This is a genomic window from Streptomyces sp. NPDC085900 (assembly GCF_044540925.1).
Lineage (GTDB): Bacteria > Actinomycetota > Actinomycetes > Streptomycetales > Streptomycetaceae > Streptomyces > Streptomyces gilvifuscus.
The window spans coordinates 858,700-882,743 of sequence record NZ_JBITSP010000003.1 but is presented as its reverse complement, the minus strand read 5'-3'; the positions used below and the strand labels follow the sequence as shown (position 1 = coordinate 882,743).

26 protein-coding genes and 3 tRNA genes are annotated in these 24,044 nt (G+C 70.9%); 21 read left to right on the top strand and 8 right to left on the bottom strand.

All coding sequences use genetic code 11. From position 1 onward, the window contains the following. Window positions 1-53: 53 nt before the first annotated feature. From ACIGDI_RS13535 to ACIGDI_RS13525, 3 genes are all read right to left on the bottom strand, one after another. Window positions 54-713, bottom strand: coding sequence for a LuxR C-terminal-related transcriptional regulator (locus ACIGDI_RS13535; protein WP_399895292.1), 660 nt, complete (start codon window positions 711-713; stop codon window positions 54-56). 254 nt (window positions 714-967) lie between these two features. Then, a complete protein-coding gene (locus tag ACIGDI_RS13530) occupies window positions 968-2,347 on the bottom strand; it encodes a sensor histidine kinase (RefSeq protein ID WP_399895290.1) in 1,380 nt (459 codons plus the stop codon). Window positions 2,348-2,589: 242 nt separating this feature from the next. Further along, the gene (locus ACIGDI_RS13525; RefSeq protein ID WP_399894901.1) at window positions 2,590-3,789 is read right to left on the bottom strand and encodes a sensor histidine kinase; all 1,200 of its coding nucleotides are present in this window, start codon (window positions 3,787-3,789) and stop codon (window positions 2,590-2,592) included. A 218-nt stretch (window positions 3,790-4,007) separates the two neighbouring features. On the opposite strand from ACIGDI_RS13525, the gene ACIGDI_RS13520 reads away from it, so the two are divergent. From ACIGDI_RS13520 to ACIGDI_RS13460, 13 genes are all read left to right on the top strand, one after another. Then, window positions 4,008-4,403 (top strand): NADH-quinone oxidoreductase subunit A, encoded by a 396-nt coding sequence (locus ACIGDI_RS13520; protein WP_142141881.1) that lies wholly within the window; start codon window positions 4,008-4,010, stop codon window positions 4,401-4,403. Next, window positions 4,394-5,101: an NADH-quinone oxidoreductase subunit B gene (locus tag ACIGDI_RS13515; RefSeq protein ID WP_399894898.1), complete on the top strand. Its 708-nt coding sequence runs from the start codon at window positions 4,394-4,396 to the stop codon at window positions 5,099-5,101. The genes ACIGDI_RS13520 and ACIGDI_RS13515 overlap by 10 nt, the downstream gene beginning before the upstream one ends. Further along, the gene (locus ACIGDI_RS13510) at window positions 5,098-6,498 is read left to right on the top strand and encodes an NADH-quinone oxidoreductase subunit C (RefSeq protein ID WP_399894895.1); all 1,401 of its coding nucleotides are present in this window, start codon (window positions 5,098-5,100) and stop codon (window positions 6,496-6,498) included. The genes ACIGDI_RS13515 and ACIGDI_RS13510 overlap by 4 nt, the downstream gene beginning before the upstream one ends. Continuing rightward, window positions 6,495-7,463, top strand: coding sequence for a complex I subunit 1 family protein (locus ACIGDI_RS13505; protein ID WP_272175243.1), 969 nt, complete (start codon window positions 6,495-6,497; stop codon window positions 7,461-7,463). Before ACIGDI_RS13510 ends, ACIGDI_RS13505 begins: the two co-directional genes overlap by 4 nt. A gap of 2 nt (window positions 7,464-7,465) precedes the next feature. After that, entirely contained in the window at window positions 7,466-8,026 is a 561-nt protein-coding gene (locus tag ACIGDI_RS13500; RefSeq protein ID WP_200705671.1) for an NADH-quinone oxidoreductase subunit I, read from the top strand. Between the two features lie 14 nt (window positions 8,027-8,040). Further along, on the top strand, window positions 8,041-8,751 hold the full coding sequence (locus tag ACIGDI_RS13495) for an NADH-quinone oxidoreductase subunit J (protein WP_399895288.1): 711 nt from the start codon (window positions 8,041-8,043) through the stop codon (window positions 8,749-8,751). Continuing rightward, window positions 8,751-9,149, top strand: a complete 399-nt coding sequence (gene nuoK, locus ACIGDI_RS13490; protein ID WP_272175244.1) for an NADH-quinone oxidoreductase subunit NuoK — start codon at window positions 8,751-8,753, stop codon at window positions 9,147-9,149. The genes ACIGDI_RS13495 and nuoK overlap by 1 nt, the downstream gene beginning before the upstream one ends. Next, on the top strand, window positions 9,146-11,140 hold the full coding sequence (locus ACIGDI_RS13485) for an NADH-quinone oxidoreductase subunit L (RefSeq protein WP_399894891.1): 1,995 nt from the start codon (window positions 9,146-9,148) through the stop codon (window positions 11,138-11,140). Before nuoK ends, ACIGDI_RS13485 begins: the two co-directional genes overlap by 4 nt. Window positions 11,141-11,146: 6 nt before the next feature. Beyond that, window positions 11,147-12,721 (top strand): NuoM family protein, encoded by a 1,575-nt coding sequence (locus ACIGDI_RS13480; protein WP_399894889.1) that lies wholly within the window; start codon window positions 11,147-11,149, stop codon window positions 12,719-12,721. Further along, window positions 12,718-14,238, top strand: a complete 1,521-nt coding sequence (locus ACIGDI_RS13475) for an NADH-quinone oxidoreductase subunit N (protein ID WP_399894886.1) — start codon at window positions 12,718-12,720, stop codon at window positions 14,236-14,238. Before ACIGDI_RS13480 ends, ACIGDI_RS13475 begins: the two co-directional genes overlap by 4 nt. A 194-nt stretch (window positions 14,239-14,432) precedes the next feature. Continuing rightward, on the top strand, window positions 14,433-15,296 hold the full coding sequence (gene htpX, locus ACIGDI_RS13470) for a zinc metalloprotease HtpX (RefSeq protein ID WP_399894883.1): 864 nt from the start codon (window positions 14,433-14,435) through the stop codon (window positions 15,294-15,296). Continuing rightward, the gene (locus tag ACIGDI_RS13465; RefSeq protein WP_399894880.1) at window positions 15,293-15,685 is read left to right on the top strand and encodes a YccF domain-containing protein; all 393 of its coding nucleotides are present in this window, start codon (window positions 15,293-15,295) and stop codon (window positions 15,683-15,685) included. Before htpX ends, ACIGDI_RS13465 begins: the two co-directional genes overlap by 4 nt. A 132-nt stretch (window positions 15,686-15,817) precedes the next feature. Beyond that, entirely contained in the window at window positions 15,818-16,384 is a 567-nt protein-coding gene (locus ACIGDI_RS13460; RefSeq protein WP_399894877.1) for an SMI1/KNR4 family protein, read from the top strand. Between the two features lie 127 nt (window positions 16,385-16,511). Here the strand turns inward: ACIGDI_RS13460 and ACIGDI_RS13455 are convergent, their stop codons facing one another. After that, window positions 16,512-17,789, bottom strand: a complete 1,278-nt coding sequence (locus ACIGDI_RS13455) for an APC family permease (protein WP_399894874.1) — start codon at window positions 17,787-17,789, stop codon at window positions 16,512-16,514. A gap of 210 nt (window positions 17,790-17,999) precedes the next feature. Between ACIGDI_RS13455 and ACIGDI_RS13450 the strand changes: the two genes are divergently transcribed. Then, window positions 18,000-18,266, top strand: coding sequence for a GlsB/YeaQ/YmgE family stress response membrane protein (locus tag ACIGDI_RS13450; RefSeq protein WP_058923828.1), 267 nt, complete (start codon window positions 18,000-18,002; stop codon window positions 18,264-18,266). Window positions 18,267-18,419: 153 nt separating this feature from the next. Here the strand turns inward: ACIGDI_RS13450 and ACIGDI_RS13445 are convergent, their stop codons facing one another. Next, window positions 18,420-18,908 carry a YajQ family cyclic di-GMP-binding protein gene (locus ACIGDI_RS13445; protein ID WP_399894871.1) on the bottom strand — a complete coding sequence of 163 codons (489 nt, stop codon included), beginning with the start codon at window positions 18,906-18,908 and terminating at the stop codon, window positions 18,420-18,422. A gap of 225 nt (window positions 18,909-19,133) precedes the next feature. Here ACIGDI_RS13445 and ACIGDI_RS13440 point away from each other — a divergent pair. Continuing rightward, window positions 19,134-19,215 (top strand) — tRNA-Tyr (locus tag ACIGDI_RS13440). 109 nt (window positions 19,216-19,324) lie between these two features. Here the strand turns inward: ACIGDI_RS13440 and ACIGDI_RS13435 are convergent. After that, entirely contained in the window at window positions 19,325-19,867 is a 543-nt protein-coding gene (locus ACIGDI_RS13435) for a hypothetical protein (RefSeq protein ID WP_399894868.1), read from the bottom strand. A gap of 97 nt (window positions 19,868-19,964) precedes the next feature. Between ACIGDI_RS13435 and ACIGDI_RS13430 the strand changes: the two genes are divergently transcribed. Together ACIGDI_RS13430 and ACIGDI_RS13425 are read left to right on the top strand one after the other, a co-directional pair. Then, a complete protein-coding gene (locus ACIGDI_RS13430) occupies window positions 19,965-20,438 on the top strand; it encodes an NUDIX hydrolase (protein ID WP_399894865.1) in 474 nt (157 codons plus the stop codon). A gap of 75 nt (window positions 20,439-20,513) precedes the next feature. After that, complete coding sequence (locus tag ACIGDI_RS13425; protein WP_142141920.1) at window positions 20,514-20,726, top strand: hypothetical protein; 213 nt, start codon at window positions 20,514-20,516, stop codon at window positions 20,724-20,726. A gap of 35 nt (window positions 20,727-20,761) precedes the next feature. Here ACIGDI_RS13425 and ACIGDI_RS13420 read toward each other — a convergent pair whose 3' ends face one another. Together ACIGDI_RS13420 and ACIGDI_RS13415 are read right to left on the bottom strand one after the other, a co-directional pair. Then, window positions 20,762-21,418: an NAD(P)H-binding protein gene (locus ACIGDI_RS13420; RefSeq protein ID WP_399894862.1), complete on the bottom strand. Its 657-nt coding sequence runs from the start codon at window positions 21,416-21,418 to the stop codon at window positions 20,762-20,764. 108 nt (window positions 21,419-21,526) lie between these two features. Beyond that, window positions 21,527-22,798, bottom strand: coding sequence for an amidohydrolase family protein (locus ACIGDI_RS13415; protein ID WP_399894859.1), 1,272 nt, complete (start codon window positions 22,796-22,798; stop codon window positions 21,527-21,529). A 243-nt stretch (window positions 22,799-23,041) separates the two neighbouring features. On the opposite strand from ACIGDI_RS13415, the gene ACIGDI_RS13410 reads away from it, so the two are divergent. From ACIGDI_RS13410 to ACIGDI_RS13395, 4 genes are all read left to right on the top strand, one after another. Beyond that, window positions 23,042-23,114, top strand: a tRNA-Thr gene (locus tag ACIGDI_RS13410). Window positions 23,115-23,160: 46 nt separating this feature from the next. Further along, a tRNA-Met gene (locus ACIGDI_RS13405) sits at window positions 23,161-23,233 on the top strand. Window positions 23,234-23,321: 88 nt separating this feature from the next. Beyond that, on the top strand, window positions 23,322-23,486 hold the full coding sequence (gene rpmG, locus ACIGDI_RS13400) for a 50S ribosomal protein L33 (RefSeq protein WP_003948671.1): 165 nt from the start codon (window positions 23,322-23,324) through the stop codon (window positions 23,484-23,486). Window positions 23,487-23,587: 101 nt separating this feature from the next. Next, complete coding sequence (locus ACIGDI_RS13395) at window positions 23,588-24,040, top strand: MaoC family dehydratase N-terminal domain-containing protein (RefSeq protein ID WP_399894855.1); 453 nt, start codon at window positions 23,588-23,590, stop codon at window positions 24,038-24,040. Window positions 24,041-24,044: the final 4 nt, after the last annotated feature.

The following is a 24,044-nucleotide window of genomic DNA, read 5'->3' as shown; positions in this document are numbered from 1 at the left end:
GGACCACCGGCCCCGACGGCCGAACGCGCGACCACCGACTCAGCGTCGGCCCGTCACGAGTTCAGGTACCTGAGGACCGCTAGAACCCGCCGGTGATCCCCGTCACTCTGGGACAGCCCGAGCTTCAGGAAGATGTTGCTGACGTGCTTCTCGACGGCCCCGTCGCTCACCACCAGCTGCCGCGCGATCGCCGAATTGGTACGTCCCTCGGCCATGAGCCCCAGAACCTCCCGCTCCCGTGGCGTCAGCCCGGCCAGGACGTCCTGCTTCCTGCTCCGGCCGAGCAGCTGAGCGACCACCTCCGGGTCCAGCGCGGTTCCGCCCCGGGCCACCCGCACGACCGCGTCCACGAACTCACGGACCTCGGCGACCCTGTCCTTCAGCAGATAGCCGACGCCGTGGCTGGAACCGGCCAGCAGTTCGGTGGCGTAACGCTCTTCCACGTATTGCGACAGTACGAGTACCCCGAGACCGGGATGCGACTTCCGCAATTCCACGGCCGCCCGCACTCCCTCGTCGGTGTGCGTCGGAGGCATGCGTACGTCGGCCACCACCACGTCCGGCAGCTCGCCCTGTCCGTCCAGCTCCGTGATCGTCTTGATCAACGCGTCTCCGTCGCCTACACCGGCGACGACCTCGTGCCCGCGGTCGGTCAGCAGCCGGGTCAGTCCCTCCCTGAGCAGCACTGAATCCTCGGCGATGACCACCCGCACCCTGTCCTCCACGATCTCCGGCCCCCCAGCCCGACTGCGTATGCCAGTAGTCCAGCATTCCAGCATTCGGACCCGGGTGCGCCCGGCCGACGTGATTCAACGAGAAAACGCGCACGGTACGGCGGGTTCCGGGGTGGTATCAGCCCGTCCGGGCGTCCGGCATGTGAGGGCGAGGCGCCTTCGAGTCCCTCCTCGTACGCGACGGCGCCCGGGGATATGGCCCCCGGGCGCCGTCACGTACGAGGACCCGGTGGTCAGCCGAGCGCCCGCTCCCCCCGCCAGGGCAGCTCCGCGGTCACCCGCGTCGGCCCGCCGACCGGCGAGTCGACCACCAGAATCCCGTCCACGGCGTCCAACCGCTCCGCGAGCCCTCCCAGCCCCGACCCGCCGGAGGTGTCCGCGCCCCCCACACCGTTGTCCATGACCTGGACCATCAGCCGGTCCTCCACCCGCCACACGTCCACCGCCGCCCACGTGGCCCGCGAGTGCTTGCTGATGTTCTGCAGCAGCTCGGACACCGTGAAGTAGGCGATGCCCTCGATGGCGGGCGCCGGCCGCTCGGCGAGATCCACCTCTACCTGCACCGGCACGGTGCACCGCGAGGCCACCGCCGACAGCGCGGCGTCCAGCCCCCGGTCCGTCAGCACCGCCGGATGAATCCCCCGCGCCAGGTCCCGCAGCTCCTGCAGCGCCGTCTTCACCTCGCCGTGCGCCTCGTCCACCATGCGCGCCGCCGCCTGCGGGTCCTCGGTCAGCTTCTCCTTCGCCAGCCCCAGATCCATGGCCAGCGCCACCAGCCGGGCCTGGGCACCGTCATGCAGGTCGCGTTCGATGCGCCGCAGATCCGCGGCCGCCGTATCGACCACGACACCCCGGTCGGACTCCAGCTCAACCACCCGCGCCGACAGCCGGGACGGCCCGAGCAGCCCGTGCACCATCAGCCGGTCCACCGTCGTCAGCGCCCGCACGATCCACGGCGTGGCCAGCGTGAACAGCAGCCCCACCAGCGCCGTGACGGTGATCTCGAAGGGGTTGTCGAGATAGACCGAGTGGTGCGCGTCGCCGTACAGCTGAAGCCCGCCCTGGCCGACGTACACGGGGAAGACCCAGAACCACAGCGGATACGTCAGCAGCGCCCACCCGTACGCCCAGAAGTTGAGGGCGACCACGAACGAGAACAGCGACCAGGGGAACTGCAGCACCGCGTACAGCAGCGTCCGCCACGACGTGCCGCTCTTCAGCACCGCCCCCATCCAGGCCATCACCCCGGACTTCCGCATCCGCAGCGGCTCGGGGTCCGCCACCTCCAGCCCCAGCATCCCGCGGGCCCGCGCCCGCTCCAGCGCCGCGAACCCCCGGCATCCGGCCAGCCCCGCCGCCAGCACCGGAATCCCCAGGAAGGTGACCAGGAGCCCCGCCCCCACAGACAGCATGGTGACCGCGTACACGAAGAGCAGGATGCCGATCGGCAGGCCGAGCAGCACGTACCCGAACTCGCGCCAGCTGCGCGCCTCGAACGGTGCGCGCAGCCCCGCCGGCAGCCGATGCCGCCGCTCACCGGTGTGCCCGGAGTACCCGAACCCGGTTCCGTGACCCGATCCGTAGTCCTGCCCGTAGTCGTAGTCCGTGGCCATCGACGTCGTCCGTTTCTGCTCGTCCACTCGTCCACTCGACCTGCTCGGCCGCGGCTGTCCCGCCGTACCTCCACACTCCTGCGTCGCAGGTCCGCGGACCATGGAGTCCGTCGGCCTCTTGGAAGGGGGGTTTTCCCTACCTTCCGCACCTCCCAGGCGTTTCCCTGCCACCCGCTGGGAGTTTCCGCCTACCTCCCGCCCGCGGGAGTTTGCGCCCACCTTCGCCCGCGGGCCGGTCTCGCCTATCTCTCGCCCGCGGGCCGGTCCCGCCACGGCAGTTCGGCCGTCACGACCGTCGGTCCGCCCTGCGGCGAGTCGATGACGAACAGACCGTCCACCGCGTCCAGCCGGTCGGCTAGGCCCCGCATGCCGCTGCCGCCGTCCAGGCGGGCGCCGCCGCGGCCGTCGTCCTCGACCTGGATGAGCAGCCGGCTGTCCGCCCGCCACACCTCCACGGACGCGGTCTTCGCGCCGCTGTGCTTGCTGATGTTCTGCAGCAGCTCGGAGACGGTGAAGTAGGCGATGCCCTCGATCGCCGCGGCGGGCCGGGAGCCGAGATCGACCGTCACCTTCACCGGGACCGTGCAGCGCGAGGCGACCGACGAGAGCGCGGCATCGAGCCCCCGGTCCGTCAGTACGGCGGGATGGATGCCGCGGGCCAGGTCCCGCAGCTCCTGCAGCGCGAGCTTCACCTCGCCGTGCGCCTCGGCGACCATCTCCGCCGCCGTGTCGGGGTCCTCCAGGAGCTTCTCCTTGGCCAGCCCCAGCCCCATCGCCAGATTGACCAGCCGGGCCTGCGCACCGTCGTGCAGATCGCGCTCGATACGCCGCAGGTCCGCGTTCGCCGTGTCGACCACGACCCCCCGGTCCGACTCCAGCTCCGCGATCCGCCGCTCCAGCTCGTCCGAGGGCGACAGCAGGCCGCGCACCATCGCCCGGTCGGCGTTCGCCAGCCCCCGCGCGATGAACGGCAGCACCGGCCACAGCACGAACAACGAGGTCAGCGTGACGGTGAAGGTGAGGATGCCCCAGGGCAGCCGGATGAAGTCGTACAGCACCGTGCGCCAGGCGACCGGATCCTTCAACACCATCCACAGCTTGGGGAGGAGGCCGCCCGCCGCCTCCCGCCCGGGCAACGGGCTCGGCTCGTCGATGTGCACCCCGAGCAGCGCCCTGGCCCGCCGCCGCTCCAGCCGCCCCCACAGCCGCGCACCCATCAGTCCGGCCGCCAGCAACGGGAACCCGATCACCGTCACGGTCAGCCAGAACCCGGTCCACAGCACCGTCACGACGTACACGAACCCGAACAGCGCCAGCGGAAGGTTCGCCAGCAGATGCGCGATCTCCTTCCAGGTGTGCGGGTCGTAGGCGACACGGGCGGGCGGCAGACGGTCGTCGGCGCCTTCCGGGGCCCGGTCCGGGCGCGAGAATCCTTCGGTCATATGGGCTAGCGTGCCGCGCGGCGGGCAGCCGCGCCATGAGGTCGGCCGCCGCTGTCCACTGGGGAAAACCCCACCCCCGCCCACCGGCACGCGGCTCCGGCGGATCTCGACGGGATCTCGAGGCGTGACGGGCTGCTTACCGTCCCTTTATCAGGGCCTAGACTCCGGTGCGTACAGATCGTCGAACAGCAGCGAGTGACACGAGTGAGGGGACGGACGTGCGGGAACCGACCGTCGCGGTCGCGGCGGACTACTTCCAGTCGTACTCGGTCGTCGGGCTGCTCGCCGTCGTCGGCGTCCTGTTCGTCGCCGTGGCCTTCGGCGCGGGCCGGCTGCTGCGACCGGTGGTCCCCACCCCCGAGAAGCTCCTGACGTACGAGTGCGGAGTAGACCCCGTCGGCGAGGGCTGGGCCCACACCCAGGTCCGCTACTACGTCTACGCCTTCCTCTACGTCATCTTCGCCGTCGACTCGATCTTCCTGTTCCCCTGGGCGACGGTCTTCGCCGCCCCCGGTTACGGCGCGACGACCCTGGTCGAGATGTTCGTCTTCCTCGGCTTCCTGACCGTCGGCCTGCTCTACGCGTACAAGAAGGGCGTTCTGGCATGGACGTGACGCCAGACACCGACATCACCGACGGGCAGCCGGTCCTGCTGCCGGAGCCCAAGCGGCTGGGCGCCCTCGCCCGCCTCGCCCCGGAGCCGATGAAGGTGGTCCTCAACTGGGGCCGCCGCTACTCGCTCTGGGTCTTCAACTTCGGCCTCGCCTGCTGCGCGATCGAGTTCATCGCCGCCTCGATGGCCCGCCACGACTTCATCCGCCTCGGCGTCATCCCCTTCGCCCCGGGACCGCGCCAGGCCGACCTGATGGTGGTCTCGGGAACGGTCACGGACAAGATGGCCCCGGCCGTCAAACGCCTCTACGAGCAGATGCCGGAACCGAAGTACGTCATCTCCTTCGGCGCCTGCTCCAACTGCGGCGGCCCCTACTGGGACTCCTACTCCGTCACCAAGGGCGTCGACCAGATCATCCCGGTCGACGTCTACGTCCCCGGGTGCCCGCCCCGCCCCGAGGCCCTCCTCCAGGGCATCCTCAAGCTCCAGGAGAAGATCGCCCGCGAGTCCCTGGGGGAGCGGTACGGCGACGGCACGACCCGTCCGTCCGCGGCCGCCCTGCAGAGCGACCTGGTGAAGCCACCGGCTCCCGGGACGGACGACGGTGCGGCGATCGGTGATGCCGGCGGGGCCGGTGGGGGTGGCGAGACCGGCGAGCCTGCCGCGATCCGCGAGGCCGGCGAGGAGGGCGGGCGATGACCACGGTCGGCTGGCTCCCGGCACCCGTCGAGGAGCTGTTCGGTACGGAGGCCACAGCCGAGGAGTCCTACGAGGTCCTGACGGTCGACGTACCGCCCTGCTCATGGCTCACCGCGCTGGAAACGGCCCGTGACCGCCTCACCTGCACCTACTTCGACTGGCTGAGCGCGGTCGACGAACCGGGCACCGGTTTCCGCGTCGCGGCCCACGTCGTCGCCCTCTCCCCGGTCCGCCGCCTGCTCCTGCGCACGACCGTCCCGCACGAGGTCCCCGCCCTGCCCTCCGCCGTCGGCGTGTACGCGGGCGCGGCCTGGCACGAGCGCGAGACCCACGAGATGTTCGGCGTCGACTTCGAAGGCCACCCCGCCCTCGACCACCTCCTCCTCCCGGAGACCTTCGAGGGCCACCCCCTGCGCAAGGACTTCGTCCTCGCCGCCCGCGTCGCCAAGGCCTGGCCCGGCGCCAAGGAACCCGGCGAGTCCGACCACGGCGGCCCCAAGCGCCGCCAGATGCTCCCCCCGGGAGTCCCCGACCCCAACGAATGGGGCCCCCTGAAGGGCCAACTCCCCGCGGCCCCGACCCGCCCCACGAGAGCCCCGGCCCGCGCGGCAGGCGAACGCCCGGCCCGTGCGGCTGGCGAACGTCCCGTACGGCGTGCGCGGTCGGCCGCCGAGGGGTCGGCGAGCCAGGTGGGCGGGGCTGCTGAGACTGGCGGGACGGCGGGCGCCGGCGGAGCTTCGGAGGCTGGTGCGGGTTCGGCGGGCTCGGCCAGCGGCGCGCGCTCGGACGCGGCTGCTACGGGTGTACCCGGGGGACGGCCGCGGCGTGCGCGCTCGGCCGCCGAGGGATCCGTGAGTCAGACCGCGGCCGACGCCTCCGAGCCCGCGGCCGGCACGGCCGAACCCTCCTTGCCGGAGACGCCGGAGACGCCGGAGACGCCGGAGACGCCGGGGACGCCGGAGACACCGGTCGCCCGGCGCCGTGCGCGGAGCGCGAGCGAGGGCTCGGCGAGCCAGCGGGGCAGCGATGCCGAGCAGGGCGTCCTGGGCGAGCCGGCCCGAGGTGACCGGCCCGGCGAGTCGGAACCCGCTGCCGGCGAGAGCGCCGCCGCCCCGCATGCCACGGGCTCGCCTCAGCCGACGCCCCCTGGCCAGCCGAAGCCCCCCAGCGCCCCTCGCAGCCCGGACGCCCCTTGGCACCACGCCCGCCCGGCCTTCGACGAACCCGGCTCCACGGAGCACCCGGGCCTCGAGCCCGCCTCGCAACCGGAGCCGGATTCCTCATCGCCTTCGGAGCCCACCCCGAGCCCCAACGACCCCGTCCCGGACTCCGACGCCCCCACCCCCGACCCCCGGGCCCCAGAAGACCCCGACGACCGCGAAGGAGGCCAGCCGTGACCGACGCTGTCGACGTCGCCCTGCGACTCCTGATCGTCTTCGTCGTCTTCCTCACCTTCCCCCTGATCGTGGGCCAGACCGAGCACAAGGTGATGGCCCACATGCAGGGCCGCCTCGGTCCGATGTACGCCGGCGGCTTCCACGGCTGGGCTCAACTCGTCGCCGACGGCGTGAAGTTCGCGCAGAAGGAAGACGTCGTCCCCGCGGGCGCGGACCGCCGCATCTTCCAGCTCGCTCCGGCCGTCGCCCTCCTCCCGTACCTCCTGGTCCTCGTCGCCATCCCCATCGGCCCGGACGAGGGCGCCGTCGGCCAGGTCCTGGACGCCGGCATCTTCTTCGTCCTCGCCGTGATGGGCGTCGGCGTTCTCGGTTCGCTCATGGCAGGTTGGGCCTCCGCCAACAAGTTCTCCCTCCTCGGCGGCCTGCGCACCGCCGCCCAGCTCCTCGCCTACGAACTCCCGATGCTGCTGGCCGCCGCCTCCGTCGCGATGGCCGCCGGCACCGTCTCCCTGCCCGGCATCCTCGACGCCTTCGAGTGGTGGTGGCTGCCGTGGCAGATCGTCGGCGCGGTCGTCTTCTTCGTCGCCGGCCTCGCCGAACTCCAGCGGCCCCCCTTCGACATGCCCGTCGCCGACTCGGAGATCATCTTCGGCGCCTACACCGAGTACACCGGTCTGCGTTTCGCCCTGTTCCTCCTCGCCGAGTACGCCGGAATCATCGTCCTGTGCGGCCTGACCACCGTCCTCTTCCTGGGCGGCTGGCACGGCCCCTGGGGCGCCGACGGCCTCGGCTGGGTCTGGACCCTGCTCAAGACGGCCGTCCTTGCCTTCCTCGTGATCTGGCTCCGCGTCACCTACCCCCGCCTGCGCGAGGACCAGCTCCAGAAGCTCTCCTGGACCCTCCTCGTTCCTCTCGCCCTCGCCCAGATCGCCCTCACCGGCATCGTCAAGGTGGTGATCCAGTAACCATGTCCCCCATCCCCGGCTCAGGCCTGGCCAAGGGCCTGGCCGTCACCCTCCGCACGATGACGAAGAAGTCGGTCACCGAGCAGTACCCGGACACCCAGCCCGATCTCCCGCCCCGCACCCGCGGCGTCATCGGTCTGTTCGAGGAGAACTGCACGGTCTGCATGCTGTGCGCCCGGGAGTGCCCGGACTGGTGCATCTACATCGACTCGCACAAGGAGACGGTCCCGGCGGCGACCCCCGGCGGCCGTGAGCGCAGCCGCAACGTCCTCGACCGCTTCGCCATCGACTTCTCCCTGTGCATGTACTGCGGTATCTGCATCGAGGTCTGTCCTTTCGACGCCCTGTTCTGGTCCCCGGAGTTCGAGTACGCCGAGACCGACATCCACGAACTCACCCACGAGCGCGACAAACTCCGGGAGTGGATGTGGACGGTGCCGGCTCCGCCCGCCCTCGACCCCGGCGCGGAGGAACCGAAGGAGATCGCCGCCGCCCGCAAGACCGCCGAGAAGCTCGCGGCGGCACGGACGGAGCCGACCGAGCCTCAGGGAGGACAGCCGTGACCCACCCGGCCGTCATGACCCACCCGGCCGCCGTGCCTCTGGCCGTCGCGCAGCACGGCTTCCTGTCGCCGACCGGCGTCGAGATCGCGTTCCTCCTCGTCGGCCTGGCCACCTTCGGTGCCGCACTGGTGACCGTCACCACCCGGCAGTTGGTGCACGCCGCCCTGTGGCTGGTGGTCGCCCTCGGTGGCCTCGCCATCGAGTACCTCCTGCTCACCGCCGAGTTCATCGCCTGGGTGCAGGTCCTCATCTACGTCGGTTCCGTCGTGGTCCTCCTCCTGTTCGGTCTGATGCTCACCAGGGCCCCCATCGGGCGCTCCCCGGACGCCGACTCCGGCAATCGCTGGGCTGCCCTCACCGTCGCCGTCGCCGCCGCGGCCGCCCTGGTCTGGGTCGTCGTCGACGCCTTCCGCACCACCTGGGTCGATCTGGACGGGCCGGCCGCCGGTTCCACCGCCGTCACCGGAGCGAGCCTCTTCCAGAACTGGGTCCTCCCCTTCGAGGCCCTTTCCGTCCTCCTCCTCGCCGCTCTGGTCGGCGCGATCGTGCTGTCCCGAAAGGCGAAGGCCGAGTCGAGCCTTCCCCCTGTGAACTCCCGAGCGGCGACCGGCGGTTCCCCATCTGTCCCGGATTCCCGTAATCACCCGATCGAGGGAACCAACCGGAGCGGAGCGGCAAAGCCGGTCGCGGACACTCACCCGGCCGACCAGGAAGGCGCCCGCTGATGCACCTCGCCTATCCCGCGGTCCTGGCCGCCCTTCTCTTCTGCACGGGCCTGTACGGAGTCCTCGCCCGCCGCAACGCGATCCTCGTCCTGATGTCGGTCGAGCTGATGCTCAACGCCGTCAATCTGAACCTGGTCGCCTTCGACGTATGGCTCAGCAAGGCCGCCCGGGAGACGCTGCACTCCGGTCAGGCCCTGACCCTGTTCACCATCGCCATCGCCGCCGCCGAGATCGGCATCGGCCTGGCGATCGTCCTCGCCGTCCACCGCAACCGCGGCACCTCCGACATCGACAAGCTCCGCGACACCGCCGAGGGCCACGAGACGGTCGGCCCCGACAGCGACGCCCTCACGGCCGGGCCGGCCGACGGGGCCGGGAAGGCCGAGGCCACCGCGTGACCACCACCACCCTCGCCGTCCTCGTCCCGCTCCTGCCGTTCCTGGGAGCGGCCGCGGGCTTGCTGCTGGGCCGTACGGCCCCCGGCTTCGTCCGCCCGCTCGCCGTCCTGCCGGCCCTTACCTCCCTGGTGCTGGCGGTGCTCGTCGCCGTGCGCCAGGGCGGCGGCCAGGCCGTGAACGCCCACACCGAACTGACGCCCACCGGCTCCGTCCCCATCGAACTCGCCCTGCACATCGACGGCTTCGCCGCCCTCGTCGCCATCCTGGTCGGCGTCGTCGCGTCCTGCGTGCAGATCTACTCGACGGGCTACCTGCGCGACGACCCGCGCTACCCCTCCTACGCCGCGCTCGTCTCCCTGTTCACCTCCGCGATGCTGCTCGTCGTCTACTCCGGCGACCTGATCGTGCTGCTGGTCGGCTGGGAAGTCATGGGCATCTGCTCCTACTTCCTGGTCGGCCACTACTGGGAGACCCCGGAAGCCCGCGCCGCTTCCATCAAGGCCTTCCTGGTCACCAAGCTCGGTGACGTCCCCTTCCTCATCGGTCTGTTCGCCCTCGGCACCCAGGCCGGCTCCTTCCGCATCACGACGATCCTCGGCACGGTCGCGCACGGCGGCCTCGACCACCCGACCCTGATCGCCCTGCTGCTCCTGGCGGGCGTGGCGGGCAAGTCGGCGCAGTTCCCGCTGCACTCCTGGCTCCCCGACGCCATGGCCGGCCCGACACCCGTCTCCGCGCTGATCCACGCCGCGACGATGGTGGCCGCCGGTGTCTACTTCGTCGCCCGTCTCCTTCCAGTGTTCGAGGCCTCCCGGGCCGCCATGGTCGTGCTCGCCGTCATGGCCGCCGTCACCATGGTCGGCTCGGGCCTCGCCGCGCTCGCCCAGGACGACATCAAGCGTGTCCTCGCGTACTCGACGATGGGCCAGCTCGGCTACATGACCGGCGCCCTCGCCGTCGGCGACCGCTCGGCCGCCGTCTTCCACCTCCTCACGCACGGCGCCTTCAAGGGGCTGCTCTTCCTCGCGGCCGGCGTGATCATCCACGCCGCCGGCACCAACTCGCTGGCCGCCATGTCCCGCATGAGCGGGCTGCGCGACCGCGTCCCCGACGCCTTCTGGACGATGACCGTGGCGCTCCTCGCGCTCGCCGCGATCCCGCCCTTCAGCGGCTTCTTCTCCAAGGAGTCCGTCCTGGGCGCCGCCGAGCACGTCGCCACCGGCCACACCGAGCACGCACCCGGTGTAGCGGGCTGGATCACCCTCGTCGCCGGAATGATCGCGGCACTGCTCACCGCCGCGTACGCGACGCGCCTGTGGCTGCTGGCCTTCAACGGCCGGGGCGCCGAAGCCCCCGACCACGGCAGGCAGCCCCTCACCATGACCGTGGTGCTGTGGGTGCTCGCCGTCCCGTCCCTCGCGCTCGGCGCCTTCGCCTACCGATCGCTGCCCGACTGGTTCGACGGCCGCGACCTCACCCCGACCCTGACCACCTCCGTCGTCGGCACGGGCGTCGCCCTGGTCGGCGGCATCGTCACCTACGCGGCCTGGCGCCACACCACCGCTCTCGCGGCCCGTGTCCCGCTCGGGGCGGTAGCGGCCCATCCGGAGGGCGACGCCGGGCAGGTCGAGGCGGAGGCCATCGCCAGTCACGCGCCCGTCTACGGGGGAGTGGCCTACGCGCCCGACCCCGCCGACCCCGGGCGGCTGCTGCTCGGTCCGCTGCACCGGCACGCGGCCGTCGGCTTCCACCTCGACGCCGTGTACGCGGCCCTCTTCGTCCGCCCGGTCCAGGCCGGTGCGAGCCTCGTCCGGTTCCTGGACCGCGAGGTCGTCGAGACCTACGTACGCGGCGCGGGCGCCCTACCCCGGCTGCTGGGTGCCGCCGTACGGCGGGCCCAGACAGGCAATGTGCAGACCTATGTGAGCGCGCTGCTCGCCGGCACCGTCGTCCTGGCGGTCGCCGCCCTCCTCGTCGCCACGGGAGCGTGAGCAGGCGTGATCGATATCAGCGAGTCCGTGATGCAGTTCCTTCTGGCGTTCGTCGTCGTCGTACCGCTCCTCGGCGCGGTCGCCGCCCTCCTGCCCGCCCCGCCCGGACTGAAGGGGAAGTCCCCGGAGCAGGCCGTCCTGCGCCACGGCGTGACCGTCACCGGCGTGGTGCTCATCGCCGCGATCGTCCTCGCGCTCGGCTTCGACCACGACCACCCGTCGAAGATGCAGGCCACGACCGACATCAGCTGGATCCCCGCACTCGACGTGCGCATCCACCTCGGCATCGACGGCATCTCCCTCCCCCTTCTGGTCCTGACCGCGCTGCTGACCTTCCTCTGCGCGCTCTACTCGTACTTCAAGATGCCCGCGGGCCCGACCCCAAAGGCCTTCGTCGCGCTGCTGCTCGTCCTCGAGTCCGGCACGCTCGCGACCTTCGCCGTCCTCGATCTGCTGCTGTTCTTCCTGGCGTTCGAGACGGTGCTCATCCCGATGTACTTCCTCATCGCCCGCTGGGGCGGCGAGGGCCGGACCCGGGCCGCCTGGCGGTTCATCCTCTACACACTGCTCGGTTCGGTCGTCATGCTGCTCGGCCTGCTCCTGATCGGGATCAAGGCCGGCACCTTCGACATGGTGGCACTCGCCACTGACAACGGCCGGTCACTGAGTACATCCGTGCAGGTCATCGCCGTTCTGGCGATCGGCATCGGGCTGGCGGTCAAGACGCCGATGTGGCCGCTGCACAGCTGGCTGCCCGACGCCCACACCTCCGCCCCGACCGTCGGCTCGGTCCTCCTCGCGGGCGTCCTGCTGAAGATGGGCACGTACGGGTTCGTCCGCATCCTCCTGCCCATCGCACCGGACGGCTTCCGCACCTTCGCCCCCTACCTCGCGGCCTTCGCGGTCGTCGGCATCATCTACGGGTCCCTCGCCTGCCTCGCCCTCGCCAAACAGGGCGCCAAGGGCGACCTCAAGCGGCTCATCGCCTACTCCTCCGTCGGCCACATGGGCTTCGTCCTGCTGGGCATCGCCACCATGACCCCGACCGGCGTCAACGGCGCCCTGTTCGCCAACATCGCCCACGGCCTCATCACCGGCCTGCTCTTCTTCATCGTCGGCGCCCTCAAGGACCGCACCGGCACCACCGACCTGGACGCACTCGCCGAGGAGTCCGGCGCCGCCCTGTACGGCAAGGCCCCGCGCCTCGGCGGCCTCCTCGCCTTCGGCGCCGTCGCCTCCCTGGGCCTGCCGGGCCTGGCCGGCTTCTGGGGCGAAATGCTCGCCCTGTTCGGCGCGTTCGAACCCGCCGCCGACCTGAGCCGCCCCGCCTTCCTCACCTTCATGTCCATCGCGGCCTTCGGCACCCTCCTCACCGCCGCGTACATGCTCGTCGTCGTCCGGCGCGTGTGCATGGGCGCCGTACCGCAGGAAGCACCGCAGTTGACGGACGTCCGCTCCTACGAGTTCGCGGCCTGGACGCCCCTCGTCGCCCTCACCGTCGTCGCCGGGCTGTGGCCCAAGGCCCTCCTCGGCCTGACCGACCCGGCCGTGCAGCAGCTCCTCGCAGGAGGCACCCGATGAGCTCCGTGGCCCAGCCGCTGGCCGAGAACCTCGTCCAGTCCGTCGACTGGCTCGCCATCGCGCCACCCACCCTCACGGCCCTCGTCGGACTCGTCGTCCTCGTCGCCGACCTGTTCGTCGGCGAGACCAGGAAGCCCCTGCTGGGCTGGGTCTCGGTCGCCGGCCTCGCCGCCTCCGCGCTCCTGCTGCTGCCCCTCCTCGGCGACGACCGCAGCACCTTCTGCGTCGACGGCACGCACGCGTGCAGCTACACAGCGGACAACTTCACCCTCGTCATCCAGTTCCTGGTCCTCGGCGGAGCACTCCTCGTGGCCCTGCTGTCGGTGACGGCCCTCGAGGACGCCGAACGACAACTCCCCGAAGGGGAGTACTGGTTCCTACTGCTGTCCTCCGCGGCCGGCGCCGCTCTCCTGCCCGCCTCCCGCGACCTCGCGACCCTGATCGTCGCCCTGGAGGTCGCCTCCCTGCCCGCCTTCGCCCTCGTAGGCATCCGCCACGGCGACAGGAAGTCCTCCGAAGCGGCGCTGAAGTTCTTCCTGTCGTCGGTCACCGCGACCGCCGTCAGCCTGATGGGCATCAGCTTCGTGTACGCCACGACCGGCACCCTGTACCTCACCCAGGTCGCCGACCGCATCCAGCACGTCGACGGCCAACTCCACACCCTCGCCCAGACCGGAGTCGTCCTCACCCTCGTCGGGTTCGCCTTCAAGACAGCAGCCGTACCGTTCCACTTCTGGGTCCCCGACACCTACGTCGGCGCGCCCCTGCCGATCGCCGCCTATCTGTCGGTCGTCGGCAAGGCGGTCGGCTTCACCGGCCTCATCCTCGTCACCGTGGTCGCCTTCCCGTCGTACGCCGACGTCTGGGGCCCCGCCCTCGCCGCCCTGGCCGCGCTCACCATGACCGTCGGCAACGTCGGCGCCCTGCGCCAGCAGGCCACGCGCGCGTACAGCGCGGTACGCCTCCTCGCCTGGTCGTCGGTGGGCCAGGCGGGCTACCTCCTCGTACCGATCGCCGCGGCCGCGTACTCCGGCCACCCGGAGCACTCCGTCGGCTCCACCGTCGCCTACGCCCTCATGTACGCGGCCATGAACCTCGGCGCCTTCGCCGTCGCCGCACTGGTGGGCCGCACGAAGACCGCCAACCGCCTCACCGACTACCGAGGCCTGTACGCCAGGAACCCGCTCGCCGCCCTGCTCCTGGCGTTCTTCCTGCTCTGCCTGGCCGGACTGCCGCCGGGCATCATCGGCCTGTTCGCCAAGGTCACCGTGTTCTCGGCGGCCGTCGACGCGGGACTCGGCTGGCTCGCCGTGATCATGGCCGTCAATGTCGTCATCGCGCTCTTCTACTACCTCCAGTGGACGGCACTGCTGTTCCGAGCCACGGAGGGCGAACCCGTCGAGCACCGCCTCCCGGCACCCCTGACAGCGGCGATCGCCCTCACCGGGGTCCTCGGCGTCGCCCTCTCGGGAGCTCCCCAGCTGGTCCTGCGCTTCGCCGACACCGGCCTCTTCTGAGCACCTGCCCGCAGCCGCTCACCCGTACGGCGGAGGCATGCAGCCGTACGCACAAGGGAACTAGTGACCCTCGCCTGGCGTTGACCAGGACAGGAGGGTCCACTGGACGTGACACCACGGCACCAGCGGCACCGGAGACAGCAAGCAAGACGCAAGCAAAGGGTTCCCCTGCTGCATCACTTGGAGGGCGTACCGTGCACCGCCGGCACAACGGGCTAAGGACCGCAGTACTCCTCGGAGGACTGTCCGCCCTCATCATCGTCATCGGCAGCTTTTTCGGCCGCATGGGGCTCGTGGTCGCGGTTTTCGTCGCCCTCGGGACGAACGCGTACGCGTACTGGAACAGCGACAAACTGGCGCTACGCGCGATGCGCGCGCGTCCGGTGAGCGAGTTCGAGGCCCCGGCCCTCTACCGTATGGTCCGCGAGCTCTCCACCCAGGCCCGCCAGCCCATGCCCAGCCTGTACATCTCCCCGACGGAGGCGCCGAACGCCTTCGCGACGGGCCGCAACCCGCGCAACGCCGCGGTGTGCTGCACGGAAGGCATCCTGCGCCTCCTCGACGAGCGCGAACTGCGTGGCGTCATCGGCCACGAGCTCAGCCACGTCTACAACCGCGACATCCTCATCTCGTCGGTGGCCGGTGCCCTCGCCTCGGTGATCATGTTTCTGGTCAACTTCGCCTGGCTCATCCCGATCGGCCGCTCCGACGACGATGACGGCCCCGGTCTCATCGGCATGCTGTTCATCATGATCCTCGGTCCGCTCGCGGCCTCACTCATCCAACTGGCCATCAGCCGGTCGAGGGAGTACGAGGCCGACGCGTCCGGCGCCCAGCTCACCGGCGACCCGCTCGCCCTGGCAAGCGCACTGCGCAAGCTGGAGACGGGCACCAAGCAGCTGCCGCTGCCACCCGAGCCGCGCATCGAGACGGCGAGCCACATGATGATCGCGAACCCCTTCCGCCCCGGTCAGGGACTGTCCAAGATGTTCTCGACGCATCCGCCGATGGCGGATCGCATCGCCCGGCTCGAGAAGATGGCAGGTCGCCCCCAGTGAAAACCATCCTGAACGTCATCTGGCTCGTCCTGAGCGGCTTCTGGCTGTTCCTCGGCTACCTGGCAGCCGGAGCCCTCCTGTGCATCACGATCATCGGCATCCCGTTCGGCATCGCCGCCTTCCGTATCGGCGTCTACGCCCTGTGGCCCTTCGGGTACACGACGATCGAGCGTCGTGACGCCGGTGCGCCCTCGTGCCTCGGCAACGTCCTCTGGCTGGTCCTCGCCGGCTGGTGGCTGGCCCTCGCGCACATCGTCACCGGCATCGCCCTGTGCATCACGATCATCGGGATCCCGTTCGGCATCGCCAACTTCAAGCTGATCCCGGTCTCGCTGCTGCCGCTCGGCCGCGAAATCGTGCGCACGGACGAGCCGTTCGCCGCACGCTGACCTCGCCACTCACCTCGCCGCGACCCCGGCCCCTCCCCGCCCCGGCCGGCCGCCCGGCCCGGAGGATTTCCACAGCCCGGCGGTTGTCCACAGGCCGGCCCGATTGTCAGTGCCGCCTTGCATCATGAACCCATGACCGAGAACGAGCAGTTGCTGGCACGGGTGGCTGCCAAGGCGCGCAACACCCGCCCCTACGGCTGGACTTCCCTCCCCGCGCCCGTCGCCGCGGACACGCTGTCCCGCGCCGAAGCGGCCCTGGGCTTCTCCCTGCCGCAACTGCTCGCCGACCTGTACCTGCGGATAGGGGACGGCGGATTCGGCCCGGAATACGGCCTGCTGCCCCTGCTCGACGGTCCGCCTGCGGGCGAGCCCGCCGCCGTCGTGCAGTACCTGGCCAACCGCGAGAGTGGCCGCAAGGACCCGGACTGGCCCTGGCCGGAAGGTGTCCTGCCGATATCCCACTGGGGCTGTGCCATGTACGCCTGCGTGGACTGCCGTTCCCCGGATTCGACGGTCCTGCTCTTCGAGCCCAACCCGGGCGACCCCGACCACGCCTGGTTCGTGGACACTCCCACCCTCGCCGACTGGCTGCGTTCCTGGGGCGAGGGCACCGGCTGGTGGGACGTGATGGAGGACGACTTCCAGATGGCCCCCTGGCCCGACTTCCGCATACGCACGACGCGCACAGGGGTCAACTGACAACCCACCGCACTCTCCGCGAAGCTCCCACGAGAGTGACGAGGAAAACAAAACGACCCGCACTGGACCGCTACCGCTACCGCTACCGCTACCGCTACCGCTACCGCTACCGCTACCACCGCAGGCGCTACGCCCCTCGCCGCGCGTCCGTCCCCCGCCGGGCGTCCGTCCACCGCCGCACGCCATACGCCATCACACCCACCGCCAGCACCCCCGCGCCCACGACCACCGAAATCCCCGGCAGCGAGAACGCCAGCACCACGCACCCGACCAGTCCCAGAGCCGGCAGCAGCCGGGCCGTTGGGGCGGGACTCAGCGTCCAGGCCGAGGCGTTGGCCACGGCGTAGTACGCGAGCACACCGAAGGAGGAGAAGCCGATCGCACCCCGCACGTCCACCGTGGCGGCGAGGACGGCGACGACCGCGCCCACGGCCAGTTCGGCCCGGTGCGGCACCTGGAAACGCGGATGCACGGCCGACAGCGCGCCGGGCAGATTCCGGTCGCGGGCCATGGCCAGCGTCGTCCGGGAGACGCCCAGGATGAGGGCGAGCAGCGAACCCAACGCGGCCACGGCGGCCCCGACCCGCACGACCGGTACCAGCCACGGCACACCGGCCGCCCGCACCGCGTCGGCCAGCGGAGCGGCCGCGGCCCCAAGACCATCGGCCCCCAGCACAGAGAGGACGGCCACCGCCACACACACGTACACGGCCAGCGCGATGCCCAGCGCCAGCGGGATGGCCCGAGGGATGGTGCGCGCGGGATCCCGTACCTCCTCGCCGAGGGTCGCGATGCGGGCATACCCGGCGAAGGCGAAGAAGAGCAGGCCGGCCGCCTGCAGCACACCGCCGGCGCCCTCGGAGGCCCCGATGTCCAGGCGCGCGGCCTCGGACGCCCCCGACCCCAGACACACGACCACGACGGAGGCGAGGACAGCCAGCACCACCGCGACGATCACCCGGGTCAGCCAGGCGGACTTCTGAATGCCGCCGTAGTTCACCGCGGTCAGCGCCACCACCGCCGCGACCGCCACCGCATGGGCCTGCCCAGGCCAGACGTATGCCCCCACGGTGAGGGCCATCGCCGCACAGGAGGCCGTCTTCCCGACCACGAACGACCAGCCCGCGAGATATCCCCAGAACGCGCCGAGCCGCTCGCGCCCGTACACGTAGGTGCCGCCGGAGGCCGGGTACAGCGCGGCCAGCCGCGCCGACGACGTGGCGTTGCAGTAGGCGACCACGGCGGCGACCGCCAGGCCGAGCAGCAGCCCCGAGCCGGCCGCCCGGGCCGCGGGACCCAGGGCGGCGAAGATCCCGGCGCCGATCATCGAGCCGAGTCCGATGACCACGGCGTCGCCGACGCCCAGGGTGCGTCGCAGTTCGGAGGTGGAGCCGGACCGTGTCATGGCTCGCACCCTACTGATCGCTGCAACCGGCGAGCACCGCGGAGGCGTCCTCCCCAGCAACGGAACACGAACACGCGAGCCGAGACCGGATCGTGCGAGGCGGCCGGCGGCACACGCGGTCGTCGCGTGGCACACGAAGCACAGGCTGTCCGCACCGAAATCTCACCGTTCGGACAGTGGATGCACAGAGTGGGAGGGCAGGTTCAGGGCATGACGATCATCAGCTGGATCATCTTGGGGCTGTTGGCCGGAGCCATCGCCAAGTTCCTGCTGCCGGGCCGCGACCCGGGCGGCTTCATCGGCACGACGCTCATCGGCATCGCGGGCGCGTTCATCGGCGGCTGGATCTCGTCCCGCTTCCTGGACCACCCGATCACCAAGCACTTCTACGACGGCGCGACCTGGGCGGCGGCGATCGGCGGGTCGCTGGTCCTCCTGATTGCCTACCGCATCCTGTTCGGCAACTCCCGCGACTGACCGGGACGCACGGGCCCGGTGCGGCCGGGCACACCCTTGGACCGCAGCCAGCAGGCGAGAAAGGGTGGGCACCGACGGGTGCCCACCCTTTCCCGTACGCGTTCCCGTACGCCGTGAGTCAGCGGCTCGTCGCGCCCACCAGGAAAATCCGGCTCACCGGTAGTTCACGAACTGGACCGCGAAGTCGAAGTCCTTGCCCTTCAGCAGGGCGATCACGGCCTGCAGGTCGTCACGGCTCTTGGAGCTGACGCGCAGCTCGTCGCCCTGCACCTGAGCCTTGACCCCCTTGGGGCCCTCATCACGGATGATCTTCGCCACCTTCTTGGCGTTCTCCTGGGAGATGCCCTCCTCGATGGACGCGAAGATCCTGTACTCCTTGCCCGAGAGCTGGGGCTCGCCCGCGTCCAGGGCCTTCAGCGAGATGCCGCGCTTGATCAGCTTGGACTGGAAGACGTCGAGGACGGCCTTGACGCGGTCCTCGGAGTTCGCCTCCATCAGGATCTTGTCACCGGACCACGAGATCGAGGCTCCCACGCCCTTGAAGTCGTAGCGCTGCGAGATCTCCTTGGCGGCCTGGTTGAGGGCGTTGTCGACCTCCTGCCGCTCGACCTTCGAGACGATGTCGAAACTGGAGTCGGCCATGTCCTGTGGCTCCTTGTATCGGGGTGCTTGTGGGGTGCGGTTCGGCGGGCGTGGGGGTGGCCGCCGAGCCCGGCGTGGTGCGCGGGCCGCATCCGGACAAGCCTAGCCACCCGTGCTCCCTCGAGCGCAGATCAATCGGGTGGCGAAGCACCCCTCCGTATCGGGTATTGTTTACGTCGTTGCCAGCGAGCACCGCCGAAAAGCGGCTCGAACGGCAGCAACCCCGGCGGTGTGCCCGAGCGGCCAAAGGGAGCAGACTGTAAATCTGCCGGCTCAGCCTTCCCAGGTTCGAATCCTGGCGCCGCCACGCTGAGAGAAACCCCCTCCGAACTGCGGAAACGCAGTTCGGAGGGGGTTTTTCGTGCTAGACGACTGCCGTGCTGCCCCACCGCCGTACAAAAACACCACCCCGCGATTCACGACACCCGTTCGTCCTGTTCCCGCAGCGCCGCCTGCATATGGCGGCAGCGGTCCAGGGAGCGGCGGCGCATCCAGAGGGTCCAGCAGCAGATGCCGATCAGGAGGACGGCGGAGAACACGGGCAGGGAGAGCGAGCCGGTGACGGCGCCGAGAACGAGCAGGGCGACCGCGAGGAGGCCCATCAGGCCCAGGGTGTACGGCAGCCACCTGCCCCCGCGTTCCATCCGTCGCAGGTGCTCGGCGACCAGTCGGCGCATGACCGCCCGTTCCTCGGGATCGCTGGGCACCTCGCGGTGCCGGATCTTGCGGTTGAGGTCGGCGAGCCTGCGCGGGTCGGTGCCGGTCGCGCGGCCGATCCTGCGGCGCTGTACGACCATGAACGCGATGCCGACAGCCGTGTAGAGCGCGCTTCGCAAAAGCCAGGAGGCCGGATGCTCGTCCGGGCGGGAGAAGAGGGCGGTGATGGCCAGAGCCATCAGGAAGGCCAGGACGGCCTGTGCGGTCAGGCTGCTGTCGAGCCGGCGCTTCAGGGCGCTCACGGCGCGTATCTCCTCGTCGTCGAAGGGGTGTTGCCGCTGACCTCTCCCGAATACCCCGTAAAAAGACGCGTATTGGCCGCAAGAGGAGGTACGGCACATGGGACGCATCGACTACCTGCACGACCCCGACGCCCCACCGGCGACCTCGGTGGTGCCCGCCGCCGTGGCGCTCGTACGGGACGACGCGGGGCGGGTCCTCATGGTCCGTCGCTCCGACAACGGCCGCTGGGCGCTGCCCGGGGGCGGCCACGACGTGGGGGAGTCCATCAGCGACACCGTGGTCCGCGAGGTCCGGGAGGAGACCGGCATCGAGGTGGAGGTCGTCGGCCTGACGGGGATCTACACCGACCCGGGGCACGTGATGCGCTACGACGACGGCGAGGTCCGCCAGCAGTTCAGCATCTGCTTCCGGGCGCGCCCGACGGGCGGAGAACTCCGTACGAGCCCCGAAACCCCCCGGGTCCGCTGGGTCCCACCGGCCGAACTTTCCGAACTCGACATCCATCCGACCATGCGCCTGCGGATCGAGCACGCACTGGATCCCGCGCGCACCGCCCCCCACATCGGCTGACGACCGCCGACGGCACGCAGTGCGCCGGTGAGCTCGCTGGACACGATTCCCCCGCCCCCGGGGCAAACTGACTCCATGTCCACTCGCCGCAGACGCTGCCCCGAATGCCGTCGCGAAATCGCCGTCGTCGCCGGCCGCTTCGCACGGCACGACCCGCCCGGCGCCCGCGAGCACGGCGCCCTGGTGTCCTGCCCCGGCTCCCGCCGCCAGGCCCAGGCCGACGCCGCCCAACCCGCGTTGGACGGCTACGTCGTTCCCGAAATGCCGGGCCAGCTACCCCTCTTCTGATCCGGCGGCACGGACCGCCCCCCTGCGGCCGTCCCTCAGTTGCCCGCCACCAACTTCACCGCGACCGAGATCGGCGTCGACCCGCTGACGACTTCGAGGGTCAGTCCGGCGGTCGCGGCGGAGTCCACCAACTCCGCGAGCACGGCGGCCACGTCGTCGCGGGGAATGGTGCCGCGACCGGTGCGCGCCTCCAGCCGTACAAGACCCGTACCGGCGTCGTTCGTCAGCATTCCGGGGCGCAGGATCGTCCAGTCCAGTGCGTCCAGATTCTGGATGTACCGGTCGGCCTCGCCCTTCGCCCGCAAGTACACGTCGAACACGTCGTCGCCCTCGTGCTCGGGGTCGGCACCCATCGACGAAACGACGACGTATCGGCGTACGCCCGCACGGACCGCCGCGTCCGCGAACAGGATCGCCGCCCCCTTGTCCACCGTCTCCTTGCGCGCGGTCCCGCTGCCCGCGCCGGCGCCCGCCGCGAACACGGCAGCGTCCGCGCCCCGCAGATGCTCGGCGACCTCCTCGACCGAGGCCGACTCCAGATCCAGCACGATCGGTTCGGCCCCTGCCTCCCGCAGGTCGTCGCCCTGTTCGGCGCGGCGGATGATCCCCGCGACCTCGTCCCCACGCGCGGCGAGCAGCCGCTCCAGCCGCAACGCGATCTGACCATGACCACCAGCGATGACAATGCGCATGCTTCCGACCGTACGCCTGGGCGGCCCCATCCGCCGCCCGACTTGAGCCACGCCCCAACGGCCCCCCACGCCGCGCACGACACCTCGCCCGCCCCGTGGGACGCCGCCCTACGACACTTCCCCACGCCCCTGCCGAGGCAGCCCCAACTCGGCCGACGTGGCGGAGTTGCAGTACTCCCGTACCGCACTCGTCCGGGCCACAACCCGCCCTCGGTGCACGACGATCCGGCTGTACGCCAGCGACAGCGCCCCCGCCAGCCCGTCCCCGCGCACCGCGAGCAACTCCGCCGGGAAGCCCGCCTCGACCCGTACCCCGGGCAGCCCCAGGACCGCCCGCGCCGACGCGCTCACGGCGTCGTAGGCCTCCTCGGGGCGCAGCCCGTACCGGGAGGCGAGCAGATAGGCCGCCTCCAGGGGGTCGCCGCGCCCCACCGGGTTCGACAGGTCCCGCAGCGCACCGCTGCCCGCGGCGACCCGCACACCGGCCGCGCGCAGCAGCCGTACCGGAGCCGTGCCGCGCCGGTCGGTGCCGGAGCAGCCGCCCTGGGGCACGCACACCACGGTCGCCCCGGCGGCCGCGAGCTGGTCGGCGGTGCGCCGGGCCGCCTCGGCGGGCATCCGGTCCAGCCCCCCGCACGGGCCGAGGGTGACGCCGGGGCGCAGTCCGCCGGCCATCGCGGCGAGGCGCGCGAGGCGGGCCGGGTCGTCGGCGTCGGTGTGCAGGTCGACGGGGCAGCCGTATTCGGAGGCGATCTCCAGGACCGCCTCCACGTAGCCGATCGGATCCGGGTCCAGGTCCGGGCACCCGCCCACCACCGAGGCGCCCATCTTGACCGCGTCCCGCAGCACCGCGAGCCCGTCCGCCCCGGCGACCCCGGTCAGCACCCTGGGCATCGCCACGGCCGTCAGCTCGGTGAGTCCGCGCAGCGAACGCCGTGCCCGCAGGACGGCGGCCAGCGCGCCGAGCCCCTGTACGTCGCCCACGCGCACGTGTGCCCGCAACGCCGTGGCCCCGTGCCCGAGTTGCAGCAGCGCCGCCTCCGTGGCTCGGCGCTGGACGTCCTGGGGGTCGTACGAGGCGGGGCCGTCCCCGTCGGCCGTCAGCGCGGTGTCGCCGTGGGCGTGCGGTTCGGCCGGGGCCGGCAGCAGCAGATACCCGCTCAGGTCCACCCGTGCCCCACACGCGCGCGTGCCGCCCACCGCCAGGCTCCCCGCCGTGCCGACCGCCTCGATGCGCCCGCCGCCCAGCCGTACGTCCACGGTCCGGCCGTCGGTCAGCCGCGCCCCGCACAACAGCAGAGCGGCGGGGTCGCCCGGCCCGGAGGAGCCCGAAGAGCCCGAGGGTGACGAGTGGGGCGGCTGCGGCTGGCTGTCGGGCATCGCGCTCCTGGGACAAGAGGACACAAGATCACGCAGAGTGAGTCGAGCCTAGGGTGGTGATCCGTCCTCGGCGGGGAGGAGCGCAATAGTCGTACCGGTGTGGTCCTCCGTGCGGGGGGCGACCTCAGTGGCTGGTGGGGAGGCCGCTGGAAGGGCGTGTGCGGGTCGCCGCGGAGACCGGGACGGGGGCCGCGAAACGGATTTGGGTGAACGGCGGCGGACCGTGTAATGTCTTCATCGCTCGCCCCAATAGCTCAGTCGGCAGAGCGTCTCCATGGTAAGGAGAAGGTCTACGGTTCGATTCCGTATTGGGGCTCTGGTGTGAGAGGTTCCCGTCGCAAGGCGGGAACGGATCGCATCACAGCGGTGTAGCTCAGTCGGTAGAGCAAGCGGCTCATAATCGCTGTGTCACCGGTTCAAGTCCGGTCACCGCTACTGACAGTAGCCGATTGCGGGGTCGGTCCTTCGATCGGCTACTCTTACGTGCGTTAATCATCCCATCCGTTCGTCAAGGAGCACTCACGTGGCTGCCACCGACGTCCGCCCGAAGATCACGCTGGCCTGCGTGGAGTGCAAGGAGCGGAACTACATCACCAAGAAGAACCGGCGTAACAACCCGGACCGTCTTGAGATGAAGAAGCACTGCCCGCGTTGCAACGCGCACACCGCGCACCGCGAAACGCGATAAATCAGGCTCGTACGCGAGGCCGCCCCCACCACAAGGGGGCGGCCTCGCGTCGTTTGCCCGCGCAGTGAACGTAAGTCATCGACACCAGGAGGTGCCGAGCCATGGCGCTCGACCAGTCCTTCGTGGGGCGGACGTACCCGCCCACCGCCCCCTACGAGGTGGGCCGCGAGAAGATCCGTGAGTTCGCGGAAGCGGTGGGGGACACCAATCCCGCGTACACGGACCCGGAGGCCGCCAAGGCGCTCGGTCACCCCGATGTCGTCGCCCCGCCGACCTTTGTGTTCGCCATCACCTTCAAGGCGGCCGGACAGGTCGTCCAGGACCCCCGGCTCGGCCTGGACTACAGCCGGGTCGTGCACGGCGACCAGAAGTTCTCTTACGTCCGCCCGGTACGGGCAGGGGACCGCCTCACCGTCACGTCCACCATCGAGGCGATCAAGTCCCTGGCGGGCAACGACATCCTGGACATCCGCGGTGAGGTCCACGACGAGGCGGGCGAGCACGTCGTGACCGCCTGGACGAAGCTGGTCGCGCGTGCGGCAGAGGAGGCGTGAGAGC

Coding starts and splice junctions, on each gene's coding strand:
- ACIGDI_RS13530 (WP_399895290.1), bottom strand. CDS start 2,347: ATGGCCACGGACTACGACTACGGGCAGGACTACGGATCGGGTCACGGA.
- ACIGDI_RS13525 (WP_399894901.1), bottom strand. CDS start 3,789: ATGACCGAAGGATTCTCGCGCCCGGACCGGGCCCCGGAAGGCGCCGAC.
- ACIGDI_RS13515 (WP_399894898.1), top strand. CDS start 4,394: ATGGACGTGACGCCAGACACCGACATCACCGACGGGCAGCCGGTCCTG.
- ACIGDI_RS13510 (WP_399894895.1), top strand. CDS start 5,098: ATGACCACGGTCGGCTGGCTCCCGGCACCCGTCGAGGAGCTGTTCGGT.
- ACIGDI_RS13500 (WP_200705671.1), top strand. CDS start 7,466: ATGTCCCCCATCCCCGGCTCAGGCCTGGCCAAGGGCCTGGCCGTCACC.
- ACIGDI_RS13495 (WP_399895288.1), top strand. CDS start 8,041: ATGACCCACCCGGCCGCCGTGCCTCTGGCCGTCGCGCAGCACGGCTTC.
- nuoK (WP_272175244.1), top strand. CDS start 8,751: ATGCACCTCGCCTATCCCGCGGTCCTGGCCGCCCTTCTCTTCTGCACG.
- ACIGDI_RS13475 (WP_399894886.1), top strand. CDS start 12,718: ATGAGCTCCGTGGCCCAGCCGCTGGCCGAGAACCTCGTCCAGTCCGTC.
- ACIGDI_RS13460 (WP_399894877.1), top strand. CDS start 15,818: ATGACCGAGAACGAGCAGTTGCTGGCACGGGTGGCTGCCAAGGCGCGC.
- ACIGDI_RS13455 (WP_399894874.1), bottom strand. CDS start 17,789: ATGACACGGTCCGGCTCCACCTCCGAACTGCGACGCACCCTGGGCGTC.
- ACIGDI_RS13450 (WP_058923828.1), top strand. CDS start 18,000: ATGACGATCATCAGCTGGATCATCTTGGGGCTGTTGGCCGGAGCCATC.
- ACIGDI_RS13445 (WP_399894871.1), bottom strand. CDS start 18,908: ATGGCCGACTCCAGTTTCGACATCGTCTCGAAGGTCGAGCGGCAGGAG.
- ACIGDI_RS13430 (WP_399894865.1), top strand. CDS start 19,965: ATGGGACGCATCGACTACCTGCACGACCCCGACGCCCCACCGGCGACC.
- ACIGDI_RS13425 (WP_142141920.1), top strand. CDS start 20,514: ATGTCCACTCGCCGCAGACGCTGCCCCGAATGCCGTCGCGAAATCGCC.
- ACIGDI_RS13420 (WP_399894862.1), bottom strand. CDS start 21,418: ATGCGCATTGTCATCGCTGGTGGTCATGGTCAGATCGCGTTGCGGCTG.
- ACIGDI_RS13415 (WP_399894859.1), bottom strand. CDS start 22,798: ATGCCCGACAGCCAGCCGCAGCCGCCCCACTCGTCACCCTCGGGCTCT.
- ACIGDI_RS13395 (WP_399894855.1), top strand. CDS start 23,588: ATGGCGCTCGACCAGTCCTTCGTGGGGCGGACGTACCCGCCCACCGCC.